This window comes from Gordonia sp. 852002-10350_SCH5691597, assembly GCF_001665715.1.
In the GTDB taxonomy this organism is placed as follows: Bacteria; Actinomycetota; Actinomycetes; order Mycobacteriales; family Mycobacteriaceae; genus Gordonia; species Gordonia sputi.
Map to the genome: position 1 here is coordinate 1 of NZ_LZMO01000166.1, position 4,923 is coordinate 4,923.

A 4,923-nucleotide genomic window follows, 5' to 3' on the forward strand; every position below is an offset into this window, starting at 1 on the left:
CGGGCAGCCGCAAGGTGGTCTGCTACATCGGGCGCCCCGACCCTCAGCCCCAGCCGTGCTCGTGGAGCCAGGCGTCGTCGATGCCAAAGTGGTGGGCGATCTCGTGGATGACCGTGACGGCGACCTCGTGGACGACCTGCTCGCGCGTGTGGCACATCCCGAGGATCGGCTCGCGGTAGATGGTGATGGTGTCGGGTAAAAAGCCGCCGTAGTCGTGGTCGCGGCTGGTCAGCGCGACACCCGAATAGAGCCCGAGAATGTGCGGTGACTCGGGGTTGTTCGGCTCGACGAGGATCACCACGTTGTCGATGGCGTCGGTCAGTTCCTTCGGGATGGTGTCGAGCGCATCGGACACCAAGCCCTCGAACTCGTCGTCGGACATGGCGACGGGCATGGGTGTACTCCTGATCAGCCCGCGGGGGCGGGGACCTCTTCGGGGTTCGGCTGGATGCCGGGCGGTAGTGGGACGGGCGTTGGCAGGACGCGGCCGGGTGGCGCCTGCGGGGGCGGTACCGGGAGCTTGCCGTTGATCAGCAGCGTCTGGCGCGCGTCGCCGACGAGCGTCGCGAATCCACCCCGGTCGGGTAGCCCGATGTAGCAGACCACCTTGCGGCTGCCCGCGAGCCAGCTCGGCTCGCTGATGACGGACCACTGAGTGTTGAGCGTGGTGGCGTCGAGCTTCTCCTTGCCGCCGAGGAATCGTTGCGCCTGCGCCGGGCAGATCCCGGCCAGGAACTTGTTCTGCTCGTCGATCTGCGGCCACGGCTTACCCGACGTCCGATTTCCGAAGCGTGCAGACAGGTCGACGATGCCGGTCGTCTGGAACGCGTGCGGTTCACTACAGCCGACGACGGTGGCCGGCACCGTGGGGCGTCGAGTCTGCTGATCGATACCGATGCATGTGCCGGGTGGCCACGAGAACGATTGGTCGTTGTCGACGACGCGGCCCGCCACCTGGTCTGGCTGGCCGCCCTTGCCCGTCTGTTGCAATCCGCAGCGCAGTTCACGAGCGCCCTTGTCCCACTGCGCTTGTGACGGATACATCATCCCGATGGAGAAGCGTCCCTGCGGGTCGAGCTTGCCCTGCAGATAGTCGTCGACGATGACCGGGCACTGCTCGTCGCGGATCGCGGCGAATCGCTCGGCCCCTGGCCACGCCGCGGAGTCGCCGAATTCTGATCCCGGTAGAAGCGCGGTGTTGAGGGGACCGGCGACCTCGAAGCGGTGCAGTTGATCGCACGCCACCTTCGACGGCTGGCCGGGCTGCCCGTCGGGCCAGTCGAGGCAGTCGCCTGCGACCGATCTCGTGAACGCGTTCTGTGTGAGGCGCTCGTTCTCGCCGATGTCGGTGCTTCCGACGTTCCCGTTGTCGGTGAACGTGCCGAGAGCAAACGCGATACCACCCGCAACGATCGCGCCGATCACGATCGCCGCCAGCACCACACGCATCGGGTTCGCGGCGAGCGCTCCACTCACCCCGCGGCGACGAGCCGGTTCTGCTGTGGCTGCGTCGTCATCGACGACGGGTCGCTCGGTCGCCGGCCCCTCGCCCTGTTCGGCCCCACCCTCTTCTGCACCGATGGGCTCGAACTCTTCGGTGACCGGCTCGAACTGCTCGGTGGCCGGTTCGACGTGGTCGGTCGCCGAGGGGTCGGGCGTCGCGTCGTGGGACACCTTGTCGGGATCGTCGTTCATCGGCATCCATCATGCACTTTCCGAGCGTCCGGGTGCGCCGATACCTGTGCTTAGACTCGGACGGGTGAGCCCCAACGACCCCGAACCGAGTGCCGACGTCCAGGAATTGGCCGGACGACTCTTCGACATGGCCCGCTCGGGCGACGCTGCATCGCTTGCCGCCTACCTCGACGCCGGAGTGCCCGTTGACCTGCGCAATCAGTCGGGTGACTCGCTGCTGATGCTCGCCGCTTACCACGGAAACGTCGAGGCGGTGACCGCTCTCACCGAGCGGGGCGCCGACGTCGACCTCGCCAACGACAAGGGCCAGACACCCCTTGCGGGCGCGGTATTCAAGGGATTCGACGACGTCGTCGCGGCATTGGTGAAGGCCGGTGCCGACCCTTTCGCGGGAACCCCGAGCGCCGACGACGCGGCGTCGATGTTCGGCCGAGCCGACTATCGCGGGCACTGGCAGTAGGCGCGACAACGTCCGACGATCCGCCCGCCGGGCGCTCCAGTATCGTTGACAGGCGTGATCGACCTCAAAATCGTCCGCGACGACCCCGACCTCGTCCGCGCCTCGCAGCGCGTCCGCGGAGAAGACCCCGGCCTCGTCGACGTTCTGCTCGACGCCGACTCGACGCGTCGATCAGCCATCGTCGAAGCCGACTCGCTGCGCTCCGAGCAGAAGGCTCTCGGTAAGCAGGTCGGCAAAGCGTCCGGCGACGAGAAGGCGGCGCTGCTGGCCAAGGGCAAGGAACTGGCCGATCAGGTCAAGGCTGCTGTCGCGCGCCAGAATGACGCCGACGAGGCTGCGTCGAATGCGCAGCGCGCGATCTCCAACATCGTCGAGGGCGCGCCTCCCGGAGGCGAGGACGACTACGTCGTTCTCGAGCACGTCGGTCAGCCGCGGGAGATCGAGAATCCCAAGGACCACCTCGAACTCGGTGAGTCGCTCGGCCTCATCGACATGGAGCGTGGCGCGAAGGTCTCCGGCTCGCGGTTCTACTTCCTGACCGGTCAGGGCGCGATGTTGCAGCTCGGGCTGCTGACGATGGCCGCGCAGAAGGCCACGGCCAACGGATTCACGCTGATGATCCCGCCGGTGCTGGTCCGACCGGAAGTGATGGGCGGAACCGGCTTCCTCGGCGCACACGCCGACGAGGTCTACCACCTCGACAAGGACGACGATCTCTACCTCGTCGGAACGTCGGAGGTGCCGCTCGCCGGTTACCACATGGACGAGATCATCGACCTCTCCGACGGCCCGAAGCGTTACGCCGGATGGTCGACGTGTTTCCGACGCGAGGCGGGTAGCTACGGCAAGGACACACGCGGCATCATCCGGGTGCACCAGTTCGACAAGGTCGAGGGCTTCGTCTACTGCAAGCCCGAGGACGCCGCCGCGGAGCATCAGAAACTGCTCGGCTGGGAGAAGGAGATGCTCGCCGCGATCGACGTCCCGTATCGGGTCATAGACGTTGCCGGAGGCGACCTCGGGTCGTCGGCCGCACGCAAATTCGACTGTGAGGCATGGGTTCCCACGCAGCAGACGTATCGCGAGCTGACCTCGACGTCGAATTGCACGACGTTCCAGGCGCGCCGCCTTTCTATCCGGTACCGCGATGAGTCGGGTAAGCCGCAGGTCGCCGCGACCTTGAACGGAACGCTCGCCACCACGCGGTGGCTCGTCGCGATCCTGGAGAACCATCAGCAGGCCGACGGTTCGGTTGTGTTGCCCGACGAACTTGCGCGGTTCGTCGGTACCGACGTGCTCAAGCCGCAGTAGTAGCAGATGACGCAAGCGGTGCCCGTGCCTCTCGCGGGAGGCGTGATCAGATGACGCTCGGAATCGTCATCGCGGTGATCGGCGCGCTCTCCTTCGCTGCTGCGTCGGTGCTGCAGGCACTCGGAGCCGAACGCGTGGCGCAACGCGCCGAACACCGCGAGGAATTGCGGTCGAGCACACCACATCCGACGCTTCGTTCGACGGCGGCCACCATGCTGACGGTGCCTTTCCTTGTCGGATTCGTGTTCGACATCATCGGTTTCATCGCGACCATCGTGTCCGCGCGCCTGATCCCGCTGTTCCTTTCGCAGACCATCATCTCTGCGCGGATGGTCGCAACTGCGGTACTCGCCGCGATCGTGCTGAAGGTGAGTCTCACCTGGAGAGAATGGGTTTCGGGGGCGGTGGTCATCCTCTCGCTGATCCTGCTCGCGATATCTGCCGGGCGCGAGGGCTCCGATTACGACGCGTGGATGGGATGGGCGACGCTTGTTGCCGGACCGTTGCTGATCGTGATCGGCATCATGGGAGCACGCGTACTCAAGCGTCGAATCGCGGCATTCGCGGGTCTGATCGCGGGCGCGATCTTCGGGGTCATGGCTGTGGCTTCCCGTGTGCTGACGGGTGTTTCACCGTTGCAGCCGGGAGTGCTGTTCACCGATCCCGCGCTCTATGCGCTCCTCATCAGCGGCATCGGCGGCTTCTATCTGTTCACGGTTGCGCTGCAGACGGGGTCGGTCAACGGCGCGGCCGCGGCGCTCGTCGTCGGACAAACAGTTCTTCCGGGTGCCGTTGGCATCATCTTTCTCGGCGACGTCACACGCTCCGGTTGGGGGCCTGCCGCGATTGTCGCGTTCGTGGCCGCTGTCGTCGGAGGCGTGATCCTGGCGTCGTCTGGCGCCGTGACAGCTGTCGAGAAGGCCGAATCGGTCAACCTGCCCGCCGGCTACGGGCACAACAGCTGATTGCACTATCCCGCTGGTTGCGCGGCCCTCCTGCTGGTTGAGCTGGCTCGTGCACCATCCCGATGGTTGAGCTGGCCGCGAGCGCAGCGAGTTGCCGTGTCGAAACCAGCTCCCGGCCACGACATCACCGCCGATAGCCGCGCTGTGAGTACACACGCAGCGCATCGAAGTTCCCGTCGATCAATGCACGACGTTTGGCTCGCGACCACCCGTGCACCCGCTTCTCGAATGCGTAGGCTTTCGGCGATCGCGGCGAACTCGGCGCAGTAGACCAGGCGGACCGGCCTCCTGCCGCTGGTGTACGCCGCGCCCTTACCACTGTTGTGTTGGTCGACGCGCTTCTCGACGTCGCGAGTGCTGCCGACGTAGTAGCTACCGTCAGCGCATTCCAGGATGTACATAAGACCGGACATCCCTATGTTTACCCAGTGCGCCGGACAGAGCACGAGCGCTCTCTCCACAGGCACCAGCGCGGATATGGCTGGTTTCGAC

5 protein-coding genes and 1 pseudogene are annotated in these 4,923 nt (G+C 65.9%); 3 read left to right on the forward strand and 3 right to left on the reverse strand.

Annotated elements, in window-relative coordinates; genetic code table 11:
* Positions 1-43 precede the first annotated feature (43 nt).
* Entirely contained in the window at positions 44-394 is a 351-nt protein-coding gene (locus A5777_RS11935; protein WP_064862801.1) for a metallopeptidase family protein, read from the reverse strand.
* Between the two features lie 14 nt (positions 395-408).
* Entirely contained in the window at positions 409-1,701 is a 1,293-nt protein-coding gene (locus A5777_RS11940; protein ID WP_442903038.1) for a septum formation family protein, read from the reverse strand.
* Between the two features lie 58 nt (positions 1,702-1,759).
* On the opposite strand from A5777_RS11940, the gene A5777_RS11945 reads away from it, so the two are divergent.
* From A5777_RS11945 to A5777_RS11955, 3 genes are read left to right on the forward strand one after another with little or no spacing between them, the layout of a single operon-like run.
* Positions 1,760-2,155 (forward strand): ankyrin repeat domain-containing protein, encoded by a 396-nt coding sequence (locus tag A5777_RS11945; RefSeq protein ID WP_064862804.1) that lies wholly within the window; start codon positions 1,760-1,762, stop codon positions 2,153-2,155.
* 54 nt (positions 2,156-2,209) lie between these two features.
* Complete coding sequence (serS, locus tag A5777_RS11950) at positions 2,210-3,466, forward strand: serine--tRNA ligase (RefSeq protein WP_064862802.1); 1,257 nt, start codon at positions 2,210-2,212, stop codon at positions 3,464-3,466.
* 50 nt (positions 3,467-3,516) lie between these two features.
* Complete coding sequence (locus tag A5777_RS11955) at positions 3,517-4,431, forward strand: hypothetical protein (RefSeq protein WP_064862803.1); 915 nt, start codon at positions 3,517-3,519, stop codon at positions 4,429-4,431.
* A gap of 124 nt (positions 4,432-4,555) precedes the next feature.
* Here A5777_RS11955 and A5777_RS24185 read toward each other — a convergent pair.
* A pseudogene (locus A5777_RS24185) lies at positions 4,556-4,844 on the reverse strand (GIY-YIG nuclease family protein).
* Positions 4,845-4,923: the final 79 nt, after the last annotated feature.

What these genes read in the sequence shown, in the direction of transcription:
- A5777_RS11935 (WP_064862801.1), bottom strand. Translation starts at nt 394, where the DNA reads ATGCCCGTCGCCATGTCCGACGACGAGTTCGAGGGCTTGGTGTCCGAT.
- A5777_RS11940 (WP_442903038.1), bottom strand. Translation starts at nt 1,701, where the DNA reads ATGCCGATGAACGACGATCCCGACAAGGTGTCCCACGACGCGACGCCC.
- A5777_RS11955 (WP_064862803.1), top strand. Translation starts at nt 3,517, where the DNA reads ATGACGCTCGGAATCGTCATCGCGGTGATCGGCGCGCTCTCCTTCGCT.